Raw genomic sequence first — 20,832 nt, 5'->3', positions numbered from 1 at the left:
ATACTACCTTTGAATTCAATAGATGACCCTCCTAAATATGATCAATATACTTCAAACACTTTGCCAGCAGTTGGGTACGATTGGTTACTTGAAACCTTCTATATAGGTTTTGAAGGTGTTTTTTGATTGTATTTTCACTGACAAATAATCGCTGGGCGATATCTAGGTTTTTCAAGCCTTTGAATACAAACTTTAAAACTTCTCGTTCTCGATCTGTCATTTCCAACACGATGGAGGGCTGTGAAAAGTGATGTAAGGAATACATGTTTTCGATATTTCTTTTCAAATACACTAACTTTAAAATATCTTTTTCATTAAATAGCTTCTCTCCGGTTTTCCTTAAAAAGCCAATAACGGCTACGAGCCTATTGTCTATTCTTAAATACATGGCCATTTCATCTTCATAGCGATTTTCTTTCAAAAATACTTCTTTATAGTGGGTTTGTTTTTGCAGGCACATAACTTCATTCCTACTCATTAGCTGAATGGAAGGCTGTGTATTTATATTTTGGGGGTGCAATGGATCAAAGTTTTTATATCTTTGTAAATAGTCATTAATCGTGTGACTCTCTATATTAAAAAGCACAGGGGCGGTTAGCTCATTATTTGCTATTTCCCAAAATAACATATGGTGATAGCCGAGATGCTGACTAATTGTTTGCAATAGTTCATGTTTAAAACATTCATTGCTTTGTTTCACATTCATATTTGAAATATGATAGCTTGCTTTAAGAATGTTTTCTAAATCATTTTCTAAAAACATGAAAACACCTCATTTCTCTATTATGCATTTATATTCTACTTAAAACAGAATTATCCTTTCGGGTAATATCTTAAATTTAGAATATTCAGTACATTATAGTTGCAAGATTACTACTATACGAGGTGATAATATGAATTTACAAGAGTATGCATCCTATGACGGTATTGGGTTGGCAGAGCTAGTAAAATCAAAGGAGGTAACACCACAGGAGTTAAAGGAGCTAGCGTTAGAAGGAATAAAAAAAGTCAATCCATCCATTAATGCAGTTGTTAGTGTGTTAGAAGAGCAGGCTGATAAAGCCATTGAGAAGGTTGATGAAAATGCGCCGTTTGCAGGTGTTCCGTTTTTAATTAAGGAGCTTGTGTTACATGCAGAGGGTGTTCCGCATAGTATGGGGAGTCGTATTGGAGAAAATACTGTTATAGCTGTCGATAGTGAATTAATGGCGCGTTTTAGGAAGGCAGGCCTGATTTTAGCAGGTACTACGACAACACCAGAGTTTGGCTATAATGCAGCTACTGAAGCGGTTATTTATGGTGCAACGCGCAATCCGTGGAATTTGACTCATAGTCCAGGCGGTTCGAGTGGTGGGTCAGCAGCGGCTGTTGCAAGTGGTATTGTGCCAATCGCTCATGCCAATGATGGTGGAGGTTCTATTCGTATCCCCGCTTCCTGTAGTGGGTTAGTGGGATTAAAACCAACACGTGGAAGAGTTCCAGCTGGTCCATTCAATAGCGAGCCTTTAAATGGTATTGCCATTGAGTTCGCTGTGACTCGTACAATTCGTGATACAGCTGTTTTATTGGATCAAGTAGCAGGCCCTGACTTAGGGAGCTATTCCAAATTAGAAGTAACACATGCACCGTATGGACAACTTATCCAGGAAACAGTGCGCCCACTAAAAATTGCTTGGACAACTGAAACAAATTCTGGGGCATTTGTCGATCCGGAATGTATAGAAGCAGTTCATAAAACAGTTCAAGTTTTAAAGGAGCTAGGACACGTGATAGTGGAGGCGCGTCCGAAATATGAACAAGCATCATTTACAAAGGCGACGGTCGATATTTGGACAGCGAATATTTATCAAATGATTAAGGGGGCAGCAGCGGGAACTAGTAAAGCAGTTTCTCCAGAAAATATTGAAGCAGCCATTTGGAAATGCTATGAATATGGTGGTCAATTAAAGGCGGCTGATTTATTGGAAGCTATTCATACAAATGCTGTCGTTTCACGTCAAGTAGCAGGCTTCTTTGAAGACTATGATATTTTATTGAGTCCAACTATTGGCACACTTCCTGCTAAAATTGGTGAATTAAATGCCAACAATCCTAACATTTCGGCTGTTGAATGGACAGAGCAAATTTTCACGTATGCACCGTTTACAAATTTATTCAATGCTACAGGCCAGCCTTCCATATCATTGCCTTTAGCCGAAAGTAAATCAGGCCTACCAATTGGTCTACAAATGACGGGTAAATTTGCAGATGAATTGACGTTATTACAGCTAGGTAGACAGCTAGAGGAAGCCATGCCTTGGAAAGACCGTCAACCAGCAGTACATGTCAGTGAACAGCCTCAGCCAGCAGTATAATCTAGCATGAACGCACTTAGTAAAGACTAGGTGCGTTTTTTTGCGGTCGTAACTTTGAAGCTTCCTCAAAAGCAGGTTTTATCCTGACCTCGAACTCATATACATAAAATAAAAGCTAATAGGAGTAGTGATTATTGGACAAACAACAACATAAGTACAGATGGATTGTGTTTGTTGCTGTATTGTTTACCTATTTGTTAATGGCAAGTCAGCGAACTGCTCCAGGGTTAATTACAGATCAATTGATGGAGGATTTTGGGGTAACGGCTTCGACAATCGGGTTATTGACGAGTATTCAATTTTTTGTGTACACGAGTTTGCAAATTCCGATGGGGATTTTAGCTGACCGATTTGGGCCAAACCTTTTCCTCATCATTGGTGCCATCCTTACAGGTATAGGAACCATTCTTTACAGTCTAGGTACACATGAATTCATTCTATTCTTTTCTAGAATGCTTACTGGTGTAGGAGATGCGACCATATGGGTGAATATGGTGCTTATTTTGGCACAATGGTTTCATAAAAAGGAGTTTGTCCGATTAATTGGCTTTGCAGGTATGACAGGGAGCTTAGGTTTCTTATTGGCAACAGTGCCTTTTGCTACATTGATTCTTTTATTAGGTTGGCGAATCACCTTTTTCTCTACAGGACTTTTACTATGCTTATGTGGTGTACTTCTTTATTTTGTGCTCGTACAAAACACAAAACGCATTTTTTCAAAGGAATCTGTAAGCATAACTAAAGAAATAAAACGTGAAAAAAGCTCCATATTATTACGAAGAATATTTTCAAGCAGGCAAGCATGGTCTTTATTTTTTTGTCATTTTGGCGTTGTGGGCGGGTATGTTGGCTTTATTAGCTCGTGGGCAGTACCATATGGGATCAATATGTATGAGATGTCACGGTCAGAGGCTAGTCAGTTAATTATGATTGGTCTAGTCGGAGCGCTTTTAGGAGCACCATTAATGAGCTGGATTGCTGGCTGGTTAGGTACAATTAAGAGACCCTATATTGTTGTGCATATTGCGGTTTTAACGAGTTGGTTTGCCTTTCTTTTATTGAAAGGACATCCGTCCATTTTCATGCTCATTGTCCTGTTCTTTATCATCGGCTTTGGCTATGGTGCAAGTGCTTTAACCTTTGCGGCAGTTCGTCAAACTTTCCCTTTAGCTGAATCAGGCATTGTTTCTGGATTTGCCAATACAGGGGGCTTTCTAAGTGCCGCATTGCTGCCGATTATTTTTGGGTATATTTTAGATTACTTTCAAGCTGCCACAGGCAATGTAAATGATGGGTACTACTATGGCTTCATCTCGCCAGTCATATTTTCTATCATTGGCTTGATTGGAGTAATGATGTTTAAGGAAAAGCTTTTAAAAGTGATGGATTAAGCCATGCTATAAAATATAAGCATAAAGGGATACCTGCAATAGAGGTATTCCCTTTTTAACGTTGAACGTATTATCCCATATATACACTCTCACAAGTATCTGGAGCAGGTTCATAAAAGCAATGATTCTTAAATTGTCCTGTAAACGGCTGACCATACCATGTTGGGGGACATGGTGCATATGGATTGAAGTACCAGAGTGCGTATTTTGCTGGATGTTCTCGCCAGAAATCTAAGTTTTGTTTCGCCAATCTTTTTTCCGTTTCTCTCGCTCGTTGGTAAAACATATTGCCTTTTTGAACAGCTTCAAAAGAATAGTTTCCACCTTGTACCTGGTAAATAACCTGCTCAATCGTTCTTACATCATTGAAGTCTAAACAGGACGCCACTGCACGATTCACAATGACATTGCCCACGTAAAGCATACCTTGTTGACCTTCACCCTCAGCTTCTGCCCTCATCATCCTTGCCATTAAAGCAACGTCTGCATCGCGGTATTTTACTCTTGGCATTTTTCCACCTCCACCTTATAGTATGAAAAAAATCAAGGCTAGTTTCGAGTTATCTTGAAATTCATTGTTTCTATATCTCACACCATAAAAAATGCCATCTTTACTGTATTGAACAGCAAGATGGCGTATTCTCATTAAAAATTCTTTTTGAAGTATGGCGTTTTCTTCAGTACAACACATACCGGGATGGCGATAACTAAGCCTACGATGTTTTGAATGACATCCCCAGGAATGGATGCCAGCGGGGCAATCCAGCTGTTGAACATAATGGCCTGCCCAACATAGTATACGGCAATCATCACGGGCATTGATACTACTGCTCCTAAAATATTCAACCCAAGATTATCACCTTTATGTCCTTTTGACCAAGCAATTTTACCAACAATGAAGCCTTGTAATGCGCGTGAAATAATGGTTGTGGGTGCCCAAATTAACCAGCCACCTACGATATCGAATAAGCCCATTCCAATAGCTCCAGCAAGTGCTCCTTTTTTTGGTCCAAATAAAATAGCGGAGATAAACAGCATAGATGTTCCTAAGTGGATAAGACCACCTTGCCCTATTGGTAGCTTCAGATTGATAAACATTGTAGCAACGAAAACAAGTGCTGCTAAAATGGCTGTAATGACTAAATCAAATGTTTTTGTACGTGATTTTGTATAGGATGTTGGCCTTTGTATATTTTGCATTTGTCTCTTCCTCACTATGATGAATATTTTGATGATTTTTACTTTAACAAAGGACTGACTATTGTAAAAGTGTCAATTTCATAAAAAAGTTAAGGGTCAGTTAGAGGTTATTTTCGCATCTTTCTAATTGTGATACGATGAGGAGAGTAAAAGCAGGATGAGTTAGGTGGAATGTATGATGAAAAAAGTTGCAGTAATTCAAGATATGTCGTCCTTTGGAAAGTGCTCGTTAACGGCGGCGATGCCTGTACTCTCTGTGATGGGTGTGCAAGCAGTCCCACTACCAACAGCTATTTTAACGGCTCAAACAGGATATTCAAGCTTTTATTGTGAAGATTTAACGTCAAAGATGGACTCTTTTATAGACGAGTGGAGTAAGCTTGGAGCTACCTTTGATGGTATTCATACAGGCTTTGTTACAGGTAAGGAGCAAATCGATAATATATTTCGCTTTTTAGACGTGTTTCACTCAAATAAGACGACGTTGCTTGTCGATCCAGTAATGGGCGATCATGGTGAGGTCTATAAGATGTTTACTGGTGAATTGCTTGATCGTATGAAAGCGTTAGTAAAGTGTGCTGATATTATTACGCCAAATGTTACGGAATGTTGCTTGCTTACAGGTTTATCCTATGAAAGGCTATTGAGCTATCAAAATGATACAGATTATATTCATGCCCTTAAGGAAGCAGGTCAGCAGTTACAGCAAGCAACTGGAGCAAACGTCATTATTACGGGTTTGAATCCACCAGTAGGGGATACGGACAAGCGTTATGTTGGCAATATGTTTGTCGATTCCGAGCGGTCTTTTCATAATATCCGCAACTATAATGGTGAGAGCTATTCAGGCACAGGCGACCTCTTCGCATCCATCATAATGGGCGGCATGATGCGCGGACAAGATTTAATGGAGTCAATGAAACTAGCAGAAACATTTTTAGCCGCTGCAATTGAAGCTACTTCGAAGGAGCAAGTACCTCGTGAGGCAGGCGTGCATTTTGAAAAGTTTTTACGTATGCTGCTTTAGAAACTATAGAGTGACCTAAAATGTTAGCATCATTTTAGGTCACTTTTCTTTTAACAGCAATCTCATAGTGATGTCTCTCATGAATAGCCAGCAACTGAATAGCTTGAATGAGATTAGGATAATGCGCAATGGGATCAGGAAAAACAATATGCCCTGCAACATCCTCGTCTATATTTTGTACTAACTTTTGCAAAGCAAGTGTCTCGTTGATAAGTAATTGCTCGATATCATAACTGTTTAATACAAAGCGTATTTTCTTAGGTGGAATCAAAATACTGGGTGCTCGCATTCCATGTCCTTTTTTGGATTGATATTCTTCATAAATATCATGTATTTCAGTAGAGAATGGCTTGTTTCTTCGCATTTTAGCGATAGGCGTAAGGAATAAAGAATATTTGGTTGCTGTGTGGAGCATTTTGAGAATCAAATAAAGGTGATAAAAGTGTTCACCAATGGACCATTTTCCCTCGCGTGTTACTCGCCATAGTTCTTCCTGTGAAAGTGAATGAATAGCTGGTAGATAGTGTGCTCGTTGCGCCTGTAATGTAAGAAAGTGTTTTGACATATTAGTAGATTCCATAGATTTCCAGCTCCCTTATTTCCATTTTAAGGATTACTGTTGGAAAAGTACATCAAATGCCAATCGTTATGGCCGATAAATAGGAAAAGTATGATAGGAGGAAAAGGCATGGAAATTAGACAATTAAAAGCTGCAGATGCTGAAGTATATAGAGATTTAAGATTAGAGGGATTGCAAACAAATCCAGAAGCTTTTGGCGCTAGCTTCGAGGAAGAAAAGGATTTGTCAATTGAGTCGTTTGCAAGTAGGCTCGAAGGACAGGGAACATTTACGTTTGGGGCATTTGACCAGGAGGATTTACTCGGTGTGGCGACATTGGTGCAAGCAAATAAAATGAAGCTAAAGCATAAAGCGAGTATTTTTGCCGTTTATGTTTCTTCAAAAAAACGGGGATTGGGCATAGGAAAACAACTAATGGTAGAGATCATCAATCAAGCAAAGACACTAGTAGATGTCGAGCAAATTAATTTAACAGTTGTTTCTTCCAATGAATCAGCAAAAGGATTATACAAATCGTTAGGTTTTCACGTTTTTGGAACAGAACGAAACGCCTTAAAAATAGGGCAGCAATATTTTGATGAGGATTATATGGTGCTGTATTTCTAAAAATGCTAAAAAGCCTTTGAAGTATTCCATCTTCAAAGGCTTCAATTTATTAGGATGAGTAACAATGGAACAATGAAATTAAAGCAAGGAATAAAAGAATCCCCGTAATAAAAAGAATAAGTAAAGAGCTAACAATGCCCACTTTTTTTATAAGTAACCATAGACTTAGCAAGATAGTAAGGACCGATAATGGGAGTGCCAGCCAAAATCCAAGATTCCCCAAGTATTCAATCATAATGGGGAATGAATGTTGAAAGTAATTGTAGGGAATATCTAGCATGAGAAAAATGGCCAATATAAGCTCCATAAAATCCCCCCATCTACATATTTGTTCTTACATATATGGTATGCAGAAGCATCTTTAAGTCACACGGCAGCATCCTTTTTAAAGGATGCTGCCGTATATTTTTTTATAGGCTTATTAATTTTCCCTTTTATCTAACAACTTCAAGATAATCGCTTCCAAATTTTCTATTTTCTTCTCAAAACGCATAAAGAGATAGATGGTAATGGCAATAGGGAAACCTGAATTACCTATTAGGTGAACCCACATTTGTATAGTTTCAATTGGTATCATAACATCTTCCTCCCTCATTATTGTGATGCTTACAGTTATGAAAAGTGAACGTACGATTAATAAAATCAATATGAATGAATAAATTAGAGAACATTTGTTCTGTTTTGGTTTATAATAGATATATGATATTCACTTTAATGAACAAGAAGGCGAATATATAGGAGTGATGCGAATGTGTAATGAGTACAAAATAATAGAAGAGTTTTTTTACAGAAATAGAGAACAGGTTAAAAACCCAATTATCAGGAGTTTTTTGGCAGATGCACAAAATCTTTATTTGGTACAACATGCAATCTTATATCCCAATGATTGTAATTTGAAAATGGTTGATGAAACATTTCAAGCTCATTATCAAAGGGTACAGAAAATAAAATATATCAGCAATTTAATTTATTTCTTTAGCTTGGATTTCGATAAAAAAAAGAGAAGATTGCAAAATCGCTTTTTATTAGTCGCAGATAGTGGTCTAATGGACGACGGTATAAGTTACGAAGAGAGAGAAGAAGAAGGATTATTAGAAAAAATTGAAAATGAACAGCTCTTTAAAGGCTTGCAAAAATTAACAGACAAGCAACTGCAAATTTTAGAAATGATTTATGTCAAAGACTATTCTATAAAAGTAATCGCTGAAACATTAAAAACAACACCACAGAATATATCCAACCTGCATCGAAAGGCTTTAAAGAAGCTTCATCATATTATTAGAAAGGAGGAGATTTAGTCAATGCAGAACAATATGAATGAGGAGATGCTAATAATTATTGAAAATTTTACGCCAAAAATTAAGCAGTGTCTTCATCAAACAAGTTACCAGGATAGAGAAGACTTAGAGCAGGAGATTAAGCTGAAAATTATTGAAAAGCTGACAACGAAGGAATTTGAAAACACACCTAGTTTTTGGAATTTTTTTGTATGATAAAAAAAGAGCAATGCCCTTTTAAGAAGGACAATTGCTCTTTTTAATCATTAACCCTTTAAGAAATCTGGTTTTGCAAAGCTTGGATTTGGATATGTGTAGAAGCCTTCACCTGTTGCGCGGCCCAATTTGCCTTTTTCGATGTACTCTGTTTTTAAGAGGTTAGCTAATTTTTTCATGTTTTCATCACCAGTGGCAGTTGCTTTCGCTTCCACAATGTTATAGGCAGTGTTAATGCCAACGATGTCTAGAATAGCAAATGGTCCAAGTGGAGCGCCTGTACCAATCATCCATGTTTTATCAATTGTTTCTGGATCGGCCACTTCTTTTACAAGTAAAGATTCAGCTGCATCTAAAAACGGAACTAGTAATGAGTTTAAAATATAGCCAGGTTGCTCTTTATGCAATGGTAGTGGTACCATGCCAATGGCGCGTGCAAATTCAATCACTTCATCAAATACTTTCATATCTGTACCAGGGTGTTTCATAATTTCCGCAGTATTGTTTTTCCAAATTGTATTAGCAAAGTGAAGAGCTAAAAATTTATCAGGACGGCCAGTTGCTTCAGCAAATTGGCTTGGTAGTAAAGTAGACGAGTTTGTTGCAAAAATTGTTTTTGCCGGTGCTACTTTTCCAAGATTCGTGTAAAATTCTGTTTTGATGCTCACAACTTCAGGGATTGCTTCTATAACAAGGTCAGCATTGGCAACGGCTTGCGCCAAGTCACTATTAAAAGTAAGACGTGCATAGGCTGCATCCACTTCTTCTTGTGTAGCACCTAAATCTTGTTGATAAAATGGTTTTAATTTTGTAATACGATCCTGTGCATTTTTTAACGCCTCATCGTTAATGTCATACACTGTTACATTAAAGCCTTTGAAAGCAGATTGATAAGCAATTTGGCTTCCTAATACACCACTACCTGCAACCGTAATGTTTTGATAATTCATCGAAATTCCTCCTTTGAAATTGTTACATCAATATAATAGTGTGGATATGTAGATCAATCCTTCGTTACAATTCCATACTACTTCTACCGTTGAATAAAAATCAAATGAAAGCCTCTAACATTATATAAATATAAAGTATATTGAAAGAAGTTTCTTTCCAAGTATGTACCCGCTGTTAAAGAAATATAACAAAGAACAGCCTTTAAGCTGCCCTCATTTGAGAGATATATCTAATTACATATGTAATTGTTGTAGATAGCATTAAGTAATTTGTCTTTCTGTTAAACTAGTTTCAAACTCATAAGTAAAATAGGAAAATTATAATGTGTTAAAAATGGGTCTTTTATATAATTATTGTTTAATTCCCATATTTTTATAGATTTATAAACTGTTGTTTTAGTACACTGAATCTATGAATTGAAGGGGGAAAAACAGTGAAGAAAATAATGTTAGCTGGTGCACTGAGTATTGCATGTTTTACAGGGGTTGGTGGACAGGCGTATGCCCAGGATGCAGTAAATGTGGCAAATATAATCCATCCAAAGCAGAATGTTGCAGCCACTAGTCAGTTACAAGCCATGCCCTATCAAGATATTTATAAAATGCTTTTGTTATCTAAAATAGGCTTTGAAAATAACGAAGTGTCGATTGTTACAACAAAAAATAGTATTACAGTGAAAATTTCATTAGAGGCGATTCTTCAATCGTACAAAGATGGTACAAACCTCTATCCTGAGGGAGAAAAAGAGTTTAAGGAAAACTATGAAGAACTGAAGAAGTTATTTGGGCCTGCGATTCAAATAAAAATTACACAAACTAGTAATGGCTATAAGAGTGAGATATATACAGCTGGCAAATGGGAAGCAGTTAGTGCAGAAGATTTAAATGATATGGTACAGGTATTTGCTCGTGCCGACGTTGAGTTAAAAGCAGGTGGATATTTCAAGGATGCTATTGGTCATTGGGCTGAAAGCTATATTCAGTTACTATATCAAACAGATATCATTAATGGGACAACGGCTACTATGTTTAATCCAAATGGACAAGTGACGCGTGGAGAACTGGCGGCTATTATTTTCCGTGCATCTGGCTTAAATGTGAATGAAGATTATGAGGGTCCTGCTTCTTATACTGATCTTAGTGGTTTCTGGGGTGCTAAGGAGGTAGCGATTCTTGAGGAGTATGGCTTAATCGATATTTTCAATGGTGAAAAATTTGAGCCGAAAAAGCCCGTTACACGAGAGGAAATGGCCTATATTACTGCTAGGTATTTAGAAGGTATGGAAGTGAATGTTGCGCAAGTGAGCAAAAACAATTCATTCACAGATAAAAATCAAATGCGTCAAGAAACAGTAGAGGCTATCGGTCTATTGCAACATCTAGGTATTTTAAATGGTACGAATGGTAAGTTTAACCCAAAAGGTAATCTTACTCGGGCAGAGGTTTCTAAAATTTTAACGCTTACTTTAATGCTAGTTAGTGAAGAAGAATAAAAGAGGAAAGGGATGTCTCATGCGCGGAGACATCCCTTTGTTATTCAACAAGTATATGGAAAATATAGCTTAGGAAATAACCTAGAAAGAGATACATAAAAAATGCTTTAAATGAGACTTTCTGTAGCTGATGCAAAATGAATTCAGAAATACTAGCTGTAGCAATCAGTCCTATCGAAATGCCCATTAAGATCCCTTGTGCTTTGTCTGGTAAAGCCCAATACTGACCAAACCAGATGAAAATACTAAAGAAAATAGAGAAGATGAAGAAATAAATGAAAAGTCTCCAAAGCCTTTCACCTTGAGAGATGAGTGCAGTAGATAATGCAAATCCCTCTGGAACATGATGAAGAATAATGGAGGCTGTGAGAGAAATACTTAATGCAGCATTCCCAAGTAAATTTCCAACAGTGAGACTAATAGGTATTGTATGGATAATCATTGCTAGTGTTAATAGAGAGACAGAGGGATTCTGTGCATGAGAAGCATGAAATAAGGTATCTAGTAGTTGGAAGATGAAATAACCAATAAAAATACCTAATATAATCCCAAATGATTGATAGATTTGAAAGGAAGAAGGGATGATATCTAGCACAAGCAAGCCTACTAAAAAACCTCCGCACAATAATGATAACCCCTGTGTCGTATGCTGAAATAGCTTAGAGAAAATCCAGGCAATCGCGCCCCCAATGCTCACACTGAAAAATAGAAAACCGCCAAGTATCATTGCACTCACCTGTAAAATTCCTCCGCCCTATCATCAACTTAATCCTTTTTCAAACTATATGCTAAGTAGAAATGAATATGCTTGACATTGAATTGCCTGCATAAAAACGATCATGATAAAGATGTGCATACTGCAGGTTAGCGAAGGAAAGAATAGAGTCGAAAATATATGCTTGTTGTGATGATACTATGCAAAGGGAGTGTTGTCGTGAAGGCTATAACCTATCATGGAAATAAAGATATTAGAGGGTCCAACTGTTAAAAGAAGGATGATATTATTGTGAAAATCACTTCTACTGCTCTTCGTGGAACTGATTTGCATATTTACCAAGGCGCTATTCTGTCACATAAGAATTATGTAATAGGTAAGAGCATGTGACAAAAGTGAAAAAGGGTGACCGTGTCGTCTTGCCTTTTAATGTATCGTACCATTACATATCAATTGCCATTAGAAGAAGCAAGTAGCCTATGAAATATTTTGTGGACGGGAAGATAACTGTATAAAGGTGATTCTAAACCCTTAAATCGAGTGAGTATGCTCCTTTTTTTGTGGAAAAATAGGGAATGGTTTAAATTGACTGAATATTGGTTTAATTCTATACTTTTTAATAGAAAGGACAGATTCATCGATTTAGCTCATATAGGGAGGAATGGTTGAATGAAATGGGATGCTAGTTATGATGTAGTAGTAGTAGGCTCTGGTGCAGCGGGATTGACAGCAGGTTTAACAGCAAAGTTACAAGGAATGAAATCATTAGTGATAGAAAAAACAGATCGCTATGGTGGTGCTTCTGCTATTTCAGGCGGTGCTTTATGGATTCCTAATAATCATATCATTAAAGGTGCAGGTGTCCCAGATACACATGAACTTGCACGCCAATATCTAGATTCAACAATCGGTGATCGTGTGCCAGAAGAGCTAAAGGAAGCTTATATTACGAGAGGGCCTGAAATGTTACGCTTTTTATACAATAAAACAAAGCATATGCGCTTCCAATATGCAAAAGGCTACTCGGATTATTATCCAGAAAAACCAGGTGGGTTGTCACAGGGACGCTCCATTGAACCACTTATTTTCGATTTAACAAAAATGGGCTCTTTAGCAAATTCTATGCGTCGTGCAACTCTATCAACAAAAGGCTTCACGATGAATAGCTACGAGTTTCATAAAGTAAATATGATTACCCGGACGCTAAAAGGTAAAACTACTGCACTGAAATTAGGGGCGCGTTTAGTCAAGTCAAAGGTGACTAAGAGCGATCCAGTAGCATTAGGAGAAGCTTTAATTGCACGTTTACGCCTCTCCCTTGCAGAAGCAAATGGTGAGCTTTGGCTATCAACGGCCTTTAAAGATTTCATTATGGGCAAAGGAAGAGTAATTGGAATTATTGTGGAACGAGATGGACAAGAGCTTAAAATTGAGGCAAAGAAAGGTGTTGTTCTGTCATCAGGTGGCTTCTCACATAATCAGACACTTCGTGAAAAGTATTTACCAAGTCCTACGAATGCTGCATGGACTTCTTCTCCAGAAGGTCAAACAGGTGACATCCTTGAACCTGGCGTAAAAATTGGTGCGACGTTGGATTTAATGGATAAAGTATGGGGAGCGCCTTCTGTTATTGATCCACAAGGACATCCATTCTTCCTTGTGGCAGATCGTGGCGTGCCCAATATGATTGTAGTGGATAGTGCAGGGCAACGTTTTGTCAATGAAGCGGCTCCATATCATGAATTCGTGGATACGATGTATAAGCATCAAGAGGTCACACAGCAGGCAGTTCCTTCCTGGATATTAATTGATGCTTCAGCTAAAAGCCGTTATATTTTTACAGGATTGTTCCCAGGACAGGCATTCCCGAAAAGTTGGTTTGAGCATGGAGTTGCAAAAAGTGCGGAAACAATTGAAGAGCTTGCCAAACAAATGGAAGTGCCAGCGGAGAACCTAGTAGCAACGGTGAATCGTTTTAATGACTTTGCGCGGAACGGACATGATGATGATTTTTATCGAGGAGATAGTGCCTACGATAATTACTACGGGGACCCGACACTACCAAATCCAAATTTAGCAGAAATCAAGAAAGCACCATTCTATGCATTGCGTCTATATCCTGGAGACATCGGCACAAAAGGTGGCCTCGTAGTAGACGAATATGCTCGTGTAATAAAGGAGAATGGCGAACCCATTGAGGGGTTGTATGCTTCTGGCAATTGTTCAGCGTCTATCATGGGGGAAACGTATCCTGGCCCAGGCGCAACCATTGGGCCTGGTATGACACTAAGCTTTGTGGCGACAGCACATATGGCCAATGCAGTGACAAAAGATGAGGTATCACTTGTAAACGTGTAAATGAAACGAAGCCCTTCCTTTCTAATAAGGAGGGGTTTTTACGTTGGTGTAATGTTCTAATACTTTCTTGCTAGGAATATAGTGGCTACTAAATGTATGGCGATGATCATGTGAAAAGGAGCGATTTAGTTCATTGCTAGCTTATAAACTCATAACGACTATCGAAGAGTTAGAGCCCTATCGGAGCATTTGGTCAGAGATTCTTGAAAAAGAGTATAATAATAACCCTTTTATTGAGTATGAATGGATTTCAACTTGGTGGACAACGCTCGGGATTCATGACAATGTCAAAATTTACATAGTGGAGCATCAAGGTATAGCAGTGGCCTTTTTTCCGTTAGTGCATTCTGTACGATTTGGTACAATCCATTATTTCAGCTTTTTAGGACAAGGTTTTGCGACCTATATGGAAGTGATTGCTGATAAGGAGTGGTTAGAACCTTCGATTACGTTTCTTTTGAAGGAGTTTTCACGAAAATATAAGCGTTATTTAATCGTGTTACATGGATTATTAGAAAGTAAAAATACCTCTCAAGAATTAGAAAAATATGCGATTGAATATCAGATGCCTCATTCGATTTTTCGAACTGTCACATCTTATATTGATTTCCAAACCATTCCTATGGAAACATTTCTAAAGAAGCATCGCAAGAAATTCAAAAGCCTTAGACGGCGTGAAAACAAATTAAAGTCTCTTGGTCATGTCGCCTTTCAGGAAGTGAATCACAATCATCTACAAGACATGTTTACGTTGTTCAAGAGAAGATGGCAAAAGAAAATTGATAAAAGTGGCTTTACTGAAAAGCAAACTCGTCTATTTTATGAGCAGCTAGCTAAAAGCAACAGTAAGGAGCTTCGCGTAGAAGTCGATAGCTTACAATTTGAAGGACAGTGGATTGCTTTTACAATTGACCTATGCTGTAGAGAGCGCAATTTTTGTCAGGCAATGGGCCATGAGCCAGATTTTAATCTATTTGGTCCAGGACGCCTCATTGAAAAAGAGAATATGCTAAGAGCACATCAAGCTGGCTATCGTTATTATGACTTAGGAAGTGGCTATGAGCCATATAAGTTTGAATGGTATACACATATTGATTTTACTAGGAAGTTTGTAATGAGTACAAAAGGAGTTAAAGAGCGTAGTATTCGATTATGGATGGTCATGCGTGATCGCCTAAAAGGGCTATTAACGAATAATCATCAGCTAGTAAAATTGAAGCGAGACCGATTAGGAGAACTGCGTTATTTTCTGAAGCATGCAAGCACGAAAGATTGGCTAAGAGCTTTTACAAAAATGTTCCAACGAATGCTAGCCATTCATATTTTAGATGTTTATATTGCAAAGCAACAACAGAGTAACGGAAATGTGAGATTTCAAGAATTATCAATGAAAGACATCATGACAATGGAGGATCGAGCGAAAAATGTTACAGATTTCTATAAGGGCTATCGACTCTTTGCAGATAGCGATCATGTCATCTATAAGCGACACGATCAAACGGTAACCGAAGAAACGGTTAACTATTCCTATGAGCTGTCAGACAATATGTCGTTTATAAAAGAATATGATAGCTTGCGACTAGAGGAGATCGTTGCAGATGTGCAGCGGGAAGGGAGAGCAGTCTGTACAATAGTCCCTTGGTATAAGAGAACCAGACGAAGAAAGCTCATGCAGGCAGGCTTCCATAAAGTAGCTAAAATTAATATAATAAAGATTTTCAAGTGGCGAAAAATATACGATATCTAAATAACAACACCCTCAGCATATTTGCTGAGGGTGTTTCATTAAAAATGAATACCAGGTTTATCAATTAGCTTACAGCCTGTACCATACTTGGCTTTTAAGGCACCTCTGAAAAGAGTGTGCTCCAGCTCTGGGAATGTCTGTTTCCAAAGTTCAAAGACATTATGGCTAGATGCTTTGCCGTCCTTTGTTAATCGCGCAATATGGAAGCCATATTCATCATTACAGCGAGCCAATGGGCGGTTTTCTCTTACTGTAATAATTCGACCACTTGCCGTCATTTCATATAAGCCTTCATAGCCAGCAATCGCACGGCTTTCTTCTTGTCCTTCAACTAAAGGCTTTTCTTCATTTGGTGCTACTTTTTCCTCTGTCGTTGCTTCTTGTTCAGAAGATTGAGTTTCTTTAGCGCTGTTTCCTGCTGGTAGTTGTTCAACAATCACAAAATCTTTTTTAGAAGCTTTATCGCTCATTGTCGCCATCACGTTCATGATAGAGCCTACATAGCGTAATGGTTTTTCTCTTCCTTCTTCGAAAACAAAAATATTATACTCGGTTTTATTAATCTTTTTCATAATAATATTACCCGTTGTAATAGTAAAACCGATGAATTTGTTCTTTTTAAGTGCTTGTATTGCTTCTTGCTTTGTTAAAATCATTTTGAAAATCTCCTAAAGAATTATTTATTCTATTCTACCATAAAAATTATCACATTGTTTTTCGTAAAATAATGGATGATTTTGTGCGATGCAGGGAAATATCCCTATTTTCTCAAAATTAATAATGGTACTATTAAGAATGTTTGGGGAATAAAACTCCTTTAAAAAGGAGCTTTCATAATAGAGATACAATTTTAGTAGGGAGTGTTGAAAGGTTGATCAATGTGCTTGGGGGCATAGGTTTATTTTTACTTGGAATGACGATGCTAACAAACGGTTTAAAGGAATTGGCAGGAGATGCCTTGAAAAAATGGCTCAATCGTTTTACAGGTGGGACCATTAGCTCGGTACTATCTGGTACATTTATGACAATGCTTGTACAATCCTCCACGGCCACGACCTTGATTACGATAGGTTTTGTCAGTGCTGGACTTCTTACATTTGTCCAATCGATTGGCGTTATTATTGGCGCCAATATCGGGAGTACGAGTACTGGTTGGATTATTTCATTAATCGGCTTTAAGATCAATATGCAGACAATGTCACTACCTTTTATTGCGCTTGGTGTATTTGTCCAATTGCTCGCACCACGTGATTACAAAGCAATTGGAGGGCTAGTGACTGGTTTTGGCTTATTATTTTTAGGTATTGATGTTCTTCAAGGAGGAATGGCTGCGGTACAAGATAAAATTCCATTCGATGCATTTAGTGCAAATTCTATTAGTGGAAAACTAGTTTTAATTGTTTTGGGTCTTATCATGACGGTTATTATGCAAGCTTCTAGTGCTGCAATAGCGGCCACTTTAACAGCTTTATATGCAGGTGCTATTGATTTTGAACAGGCTGCTTATTTAGTCATTGGTCAAAATATCGGGACGACAGCTACAGCGTTATTTGCTGCGATTGGTGCATCAACAGCTGCAAAACGAACAGCTGTGACACATGTAATGTTCAATGTAGTCACTGCTATACTAGTGACATTGGGTGCAAGGTTTATGTTTGCTCTTACAGAGTTTGTCACGAAATCCATCAATGGTAGCTTTGATGAAACACTCGGCATTGCTGTTTTCCATACATTATTTAGTGTGATTGGCGCGATACTTTTTGTGCCATTTGTTCGTCCTTTTGCAAAGGCCATTGAAAAAATGATCCCTGAAAAAGGAAATTATTTAACTCGTAATTTAGATAGTAGTGTTGCCAAACTACCTGGAGTTGCTGTAGAGGTATCCTTTAATACATTGCAAGATATTACTAAGGAAATGACGACAGTACTCGTTTCCCTTATTCAAGGAAAAAAACGCACAGCTGAAACAGACAGTAGATTGGCTCAAATAGATGAGGCAATCGAAAAAACACGTTTATTTATGGATGCTATTCAATCTTCCTCTCAAAAAGAACGGTATAAGCATATTGCCCTTTTACATGCTTTAGACCACTTATATCGTTTGTCAAAGGCATTACGTGAGCAACATCCAAATGCCTTTCAATTACAGGAGACATTAACCCAAAAGTGGTTAGAGGTATTGGAAAAAGTACTACTAATCATTGATGAGGATGAACGTCTACCTGAGATTGCTACCTTGCTTGAGGTTACTTCCTCTGAAATGGCTACGGTGCGTCGTGATAAACGAAACGCATACTTTGAGCACACTGTTGAAAATGTGGTAGAGTTAGAGACAGCTGTATTGAAAGTGGAGACTTTGCTGTGGATTGATCGACTTGTCTATCACTATTGGCGTACGACCGCTCGTCTTGCAGAGTACCAAACCGTGACTAAGAAAGGTCGTCATATTGACACAGAAAAAAATACAGTAACAGTTGAATAAATGGAATGCTCGTCTTACGTTTGTAAGCGGGCATTTTTCTTCGCTTTACAAATAAAGGAGGATCTAGAATGGTTCAGCATAAATTTACAATGGACTTAACTTGGTCAGAAGGAAGAAACGGTACAGGAAATATCCAAGCTAGTAATTTGCAAACACAAATTTCTATTCCTCGGGAAATGAATGGACCTGGCATTGGTACAAATCCAGATGAAATGCTTTTAGGGGCAGCTGCAACCTGTTATTTAATTACACTAGCTGCTTTATTCGAAAGGTCAGAAATAGATGTACTGGAATTATCCATGCAGGCCCATGGATTTGTTAGTGTAGAAAATGGCATTTTTACGTATGAAAAAATTGTCCATAAACCGACTATTATTGTGCAAGAGCTAACAGAACATCTTGAAAAAAGACTTCTACGCTTAGCACACAAGGCTGAACAAACATGTATGATCAGTAAAGCATTAAAAGGTAATGTTGTAATTGAATGTGATGTTCAAATTTTTGAAGCAAGCATATAATAAGACAGCAAGAGTTATTCAGCAAGTAACGCTGATATAACTCTTTTTTTCATAAAATAAGCACTTTTTCTAAAATAGTTCTAGAAATGTTCAAAATGAATATATAGAGTTAAGTGCTAAAAAAATGCAAAGGATGATGTATTGCACGTTCAGACAGCTCAGAATCTCACATTCTATGGTCAGTACGGCAAAAGAATATTCGATATTATTGGGGCATTATTTTTGCTTTTTATAACAATTCCTCTAATGCTAGCTATATTCCTCATTTTACTCATAACGACAGGTCGCCCCATTTTTTTTAAACAAATCCGAACTGGCCTCGATCATCACCGCTTTGTGATTTGGAAGCTACGAACAATGTGTATTCAGGCAGTTCCAGTCAATATGCCGACTATTTGTGCTGATGGTATCCCTGATGATTATTATTTTAAAACAGAGCAAGATACACGCATCACAAAAGTGGGCGCTATTCTTCGAAAACTCAGTATTGATGAAATTCCACAACTTTTAAATGTGTTAAAAGGTGATATGAGCATTGTAGGTCCACGTCCTGAAGTACCAACGATCACGAATGCATATAATTCCTTACAGGCTCGGCGTTTGGAGGTAAAGCCAGGATTAACAGGCCTCGCTCAAATTAATGGTAGGTCGAATATTTCACATGGACAAAAAATATCATATGACATTGAATACGTTGATCATTATTCCTTTTGGTTGGATGTCCAAATTTTGTTGAAGACAATTTATGTTGTCGTTGCACGCACAGGTGCTTATTAAAAAATAAGGAGTGGCCATACTGAAGATCGTTCAGCTTATTACAAGAATGGATAAAGTTGGAGGTGCGCAAAAACATGTGGAGGCACTTGCTATCCACTTAAAACAGGATGGGCATGATGTCACAGTAGTGACGGGCTCCTACCAACCATCACTGTGGCACTTACAAGAGCATAAAATCCCTGTTATCAGTATATCTGCTCTTCAACGGGCTATTCATCTAGCGAAAGATCTTCAAGCATTTTGGCAATTAAGAGCCGTTTTCAAACATCTACAACCAGATGTTATAGCCACCCACTCCTCTAAGGCTGGTGTGATTGGTCGCATAGTTGGTAGGTTGTTACAAATTCCAACTATTTTTACGGCACATAGCTGGAGCTTTACAGAAGGTGTTCCTTACAAGAAAAAGCTATTCTATCAACGGATGGAAAGATCAATTCAGCCATTTACGACAAAAATTATTACAGTGTCTGAATATGATCGGGAACTAGCACTAATGAAAAAGGTCGCTCCTGCTCATAAATTGCTGACTATTCACAACGGCATTGACCCTATCGAGAGAAATAAGACAACTGAAAAGATATGCATGGAGCAGCCAGTCATTGTCATGGTTGCTCGTTTTGAAGTGCCTAAAAGACAAGATGTCCTGTTAAAGACTTTAGCGGAACTGACAGATATCCCTTGGCACCTTCAATTGATTGGAGATGGTTCTCTGCGTCCAGCTCTAGAACATTTCGTTGAACAAAATCGATTATCCAATCGTGTAACATTTTTAGGTAATCAATTAGACGTTCATTCTTATCTTGAGAAAGGCCACCTATTTGTTCTGTTATCAGATTGGGAAGGCTTGCCGATTTCGATTATTGAAGCGATGCGTGTAGGACTTCCTATTATTGCAACAAATGTAGGGGGTGTGAAAGAGCTTATTATTGATCATGACAATGGGTTTTTAGTGGAGCGAGAGAATAATGAATTATTGAAGAAGAGGCTGCATCAATTATTAATGGATGCTCCTTTAAGAGGGGAAATGGGGACGGCAAGTGAGCAGCGTTATTTACAGTACTTCACCTTCATCCCCATGTATCAAAAAACATTAATGGTTTATCAACAGGCTGTTTCAGAACTAGTGAAGAAAGGGGATTAA

At 37.9% G+C, this 20,832-nt stretch carries 21 protein-coding genes and 1 pseudogene; 14 read left to right on the top strand and 8 right to left on the bottom strand.

The annotated features are described in order from the left end of the window. Positions 1-31: 31 nt before the first annotated feature. Entirely contained in the window at positions 32-763 is a 732-nt protein-coding gene (locus B3D98_RS00885; protein ID WP_288579755.1) for a response regulator transcription factor, read from the bottom strand. Between the two features lie 130 nt (positions 764-893). Here B3D98_RS00885 and B3D98_RS00880 point away from each other — a divergent pair, with 130 nt between their 5' ends. Together B3D98_RS00880 and B3D98_RS00875 are read left to right on the top strand one after the other, a co-directional pair. Continuing rightward, a complete protein-coding gene (locus B3D98_RS00880) occupies positions 894-2,354 on the top strand; it encodes an amidase (protein ID WP_288579754.1) in 1,461 nt (486 codons plus the stop codon). A gap of 134 nt (positions 2,355-2,488) precedes the next feature. Then, on the top strand, positions 2,489-3,745 hold the full coding sequence (locus tag B3D98_RS00875; RefSeq protein ID WP_288579753.1) for an MFS transporter: 1,257 nt from the start codon (positions 2,489-2,491) through the stop codon (positions 3,743-3,745). Between the two features lie 70 nt (positions 3,746-3,815). On the opposite strand, the gene B3D98_RS00870 is transcribed toward B3D98_RS00875, so the two are convergent. Both B3D98_RS00870 and B3D98_RS00865 read right to left on the bottom strand, forming a co-directional pair. Continuing rightward, positions 3,816-4,256 carry a cell wall hydrolase gene (locus tag B3D98_RS00870; protein WP_054549492.1) on the bottom strand — a complete coding sequence of 147 codons (441 nt, stop codon included), beginning with the start codon at positions 4,254-4,256 and terminating at the stop codon, positions 3,816-3,818. Positions 4,257-4,390: 134 nt separating this feature from the next. Then, entirely contained in the window at positions 4,391-4,945 is a 555-nt protein-coding gene (locus B3D98_RS00865) for an ECF transporter S component (RefSeq protein ID WP_048394329.1), read from the bottom strand. Between the two features lie 178 nt (positions 4,946-5,123). Here B3D98_RS00865 and B3D98_RS00860 point away from each other — a divergent pair, with 178 nt between their 5' ends. Beyond that, positions 5,124-5,972, top strand: coding sequence for a pyridoxamine kinase (locus B3D98_RS00860; protein WP_288579752.1), 849 nt, complete (start codon positions 5,124-5,126; stop codon positions 5,970-5,972). A 34-nt stretch (positions 5,973-6,006) separates the two neighbouring features. Here the strand turns inward: B3D98_RS00860 and B3D98_RS00855 are convergent, their stop codons facing one another. Then, positions 6,007-6,552 (bottom strand): DinB family protein, encoded by a 546-nt coding sequence (locus B3D98_RS00855; protein WP_288579751.1) that lies wholly within the window; start codon positions 6,550-6,552, stop codon positions 6,007-6,009. A 108-nt stretch (positions 6,553-6,660) separates the two neighbouring features. Between B3D98_RS00855 and B3D98_RS00850 the strand changes: the two genes are divergently transcribed. Further along, positions 6,661-7,158, top strand: coding sequence for a GNAT family N-acetyltransferase (locus B3D98_RS00850; protein ID WP_288579750.1), 498 nt, complete (start codon positions 6,661-6,663; stop codon positions 7,156-7,158). Between the two features lie 421 nt (positions 7,159-7,579). On the opposite strand, the gene B3D98_RS00845 is transcribed toward B3D98_RS00850, so the two are convergent. Then, a complete protein-coding gene (locus tag B3D98_RS00845; RefSeq protein ID WP_082148167.1) occupies positions 7,580-7,735 on the bottom strand; it encodes a YvrJ family protein in 156 nt (51 codons plus the stop codon). Positions 7,736-7,907: 172 nt separating this feature from the next. Here B3D98_RS00845 and B3D98_RS00840 point away from each other — a divergent pair, with 172 nt between their 5' ends. Beyond that, positions 7,908-8,456, top strand: coding sequence for a sigma-70 family RNA polymerase sigma factor (locus B3D98_RS00840; RefSeq protein WP_288579749.1), 549 nt, complete (start codon positions 7,908-7,910; stop codon positions 8,454-8,456). A 3-nt stretch (positions 8,457-8,459) separates the two neighbouring features. Next, positions 8,460-8,651, top strand: a complete 192-nt coding sequence (locus tag B3D98_RS00835) for a hypothetical protein (RefSeq protein ID WP_004228187.1) — start codon at positions 8,460-8,462, stop codon at positions 8,649-8,651. Between the two features lie 50 nt (positions 8,652-8,701). Here the strand turns inward: B3D98_RS00835 and B3D98_RS00830 are convergent, their stop codons facing one another. Continuing rightward, the gene (locus tag B3D98_RS00830) at positions 8,702-9,601 is read right to left on the bottom strand and encodes a 3-hydroxyacyl-CoA dehydrogenase (RefSeq protein WP_054549488.1); all 900 of its coding nucleotides are present in this window, start codon (positions 9,599-9,601) and stop codon (positions 8,702-8,704) included. A gap of 434 nt (positions 9,602-10,035) precedes the next feature. On the opposite strand from B3D98_RS00830, the gene B3D98_RS00825 reads away from it, so the two are divergent. Then, positions 10,036-11,094 (top strand): S-layer homology domain-containing protein, encoded by a 1,059-nt coding sequence (locus B3D98_RS00825; protein ID WP_288579748.1) that lies wholly within the window; start codon positions 10,036-10,038, stop codon positions 11,092-11,094. Positions 11,095-11,134: 40 nt separating this feature from the next. On the opposite strand, the gene B3D98_RS00820 is transcribed toward B3D98_RS00825, so the two are convergent. Further along, a complete protein-coding gene (locus B3D98_RS00820; protein ID WP_231595704.1) occupies positions 11,135-11,821 on the bottom strand; it encodes a zinc transporter family protein in 687 nt (228 codons plus the stop codon). Between the two features lie 207 nt (positions 11,822-12,028). On the opposite strand from B3D98_RS00820, the pseudogene B3D98_RS00815 reads away from it, so the two are divergent. The 3 genes and pseudogenes from B3D98_RS00815 to B3D98_RS00805 form a co-directional block, all read left to right on the top strand. Continuing rightward, a pseudogene (locus tag B3D98_RS00815) lies at positions 12,029-12,246 on the top strand (glutathione-dependent formaldehyde dehydrogenase); the annotation flags it as partial. 232 nt (positions 12,247-12,478) lie between these two features. Further along, positions 12,479-14,167 carry an FAD-dependent oxidoreductase gene (locus tag B3D98_RS00810; protein ID WP_066037161.1) on the top strand — a complete coding sequence of 563 codons (1,689 nt, stop codon included), beginning with the start codon at positions 12,479-12,481 and terminating at the stop codon, positions 14,165-14,167. Positions 14,168-14,300: 133 nt separating this feature from the next. Further along, the gene (locus B3D98_RS00805; protein ID WP_288579747.1) at positions 14,301-15,914 is read left to right on the top strand and encodes a GNAT family N-acetyltransferase; all 1,614 of its coding nucleotides are present in this window, start codon (positions 14,301-14,303) and stop codon (positions 15,912-15,914) included. A gap of 38 nt (positions 15,915-15,952) precedes the next feature. Here B3D98_RS00805 and B3D98_RS00800 read toward each other — a convergent pair whose 3' ends face one another. After that, positions 15,953-16,570 (bottom strand): 3-ketosteroid-delta-1-dehydrogenase, encoded by a 618-nt coding sequence (locus tag B3D98_RS00800; protein ID WP_288579746.1) that lies wholly within the window; start codon positions 16,568-16,570, stop codon positions 15,953-15,955. 224 nt (positions 16,571-16,794) lie between these two features. Here B3D98_RS00800 and B3D98_RS00795 point away from each other — a divergent pair, with 224 nt between their 5' ends. The 4 genes from B3D98_RS00795 (at position 16,795) to B3D98_RS00780 (ending at position 20,832) form a co-directional block, all read left to right on the top strand. Further along, a complete protein-coding gene (locus B3D98_RS00795; protein ID WP_288579877.1) occupies positions 16,795-18,396 on the top strand; it encodes a Na/Pi cotransporter family protein in 1,602 nt (533 codons plus the stop codon). A 68-nt stretch (positions 18,397-18,464) separates the two neighbouring features. Continuing rightward, positions 18,465-18,914, top strand: a complete 450-nt coding sequence (locus B3D98_RS00790; RefSeq protein WP_054549471.1) for an SACOL1771 family peroxiredoxin — start codon at positions 18,465-18,467, stop codon at positions 18,912-18,914. 141 nt (positions 18,915-19,055) lie between these two features. After that, positions 19,056-19,691 carry a sugar transferase gene (locus tag B3D98_RS00785; protein ID WP_048394351.1) on the top strand — a complete coding sequence of 212 codons (636 nt, stop codon included), beginning with the start codon at positions 19,056-19,058 and terminating at the stop codon, positions 19,689-19,691. 10 nt (positions 19,692-19,701) lie between these two features. Beyond that, entirely contained in the window at positions 19,702-20,832 is a 1,131-nt protein-coding gene (locus B3D98_RS00780; protein WP_175400733.1) for a glycosyltransferase family 4 protein, read from the top strand.

This window comes from Lysinibacillus sp. UBA5994 (assembly GCF_002429725.1).
GTDB lineage: Bacteria > Bacillota > Bacilli > Bacillales_A > Planococcaceae > Lysinibacillus > Lysinibacillus capsici.
Note: the sequence above shows the minus strand (reverse complement) of the source record. Positions and strands in the feature narration are given on the sequence as shown.